Raw genomic sequence first — 611 nt, forward strand, 5'->3', positions numbered from 1 at the left:
GATTGGAATAGTTATAACGAAAATGAATGGAATGTAGATGATATCAATTCTGGACAGTACGCCGCTTTTGTTTACTTAATCACTTTTGATAACGGTGACTTTTATATTGGAGTAAAGCAGGTATATAAAGGGATTAAAGATATTAAGAAACTAAAAGACAGTACTAAAGAATCTAACTGGCGAGAATATACCAGTAGTAGTAAATCAGTTAATCAGATGATTGATGATGGATTAGATTATAAGAAATATCTACTTTGGTGTTTCCCTACTACTAATCAAGCCGCCTTAGTAGAAGCAACATTGATTGGTCTATTTGGTTCAAAAAGTAATTGTGTGAATAAAGCAGTTATGGTTAAGGCAAGAATACCAAATGATAACGGTGCAACGTTCCGTATCATTCAACAACTCATAGAGGAATTAAGTTAATGGGATGGAAGAGAGGCAATAGCCCTAGTGATATGAAGAAATTCATAAATGATAATTCACCAAAAATTGGTGAGCAGTTTAAGAAAGAACTTAGTGAACGTATGCGTACTGTAACTAAACAAATTCAACAACAGATTAATGTAGAATCGAAAGGTGGGGTAGTACCATATACTAATCGTGCAATG

The 611-nt window shown here is 33.6% G+C and carries 2 protein-coding genes; both read left to right on the top strand.

The features are described 5' to 3' along the window. Positions 1-426 (top strand): hypothetical protein (locus IM273_RS22300; RefSeq protein WP_193055673.1); only part of this gene is annotated, 426 nt, incomplete at its 5' end. After that, positions 426-611 (top strand): hypothetical protein (locus tag IM273_RS22630; RefSeq protein WP_226857992.1); only part of this gene is annotated, 186 nt, incomplete at its 3' end. The genes IM273_RS22300 and IM273_RS22630, both read left to right, overlap by 1 nt.

The organism is Enterobacter cloacae complex sp. P13B (assembly GCF_014895915.1).
GTDB lineage: Bacteria > Pseudomonadota > Gammaproteobacteria > Enterobacterales > Enterobacteriaceae > Enterobacter > Enterobacter bugandensis.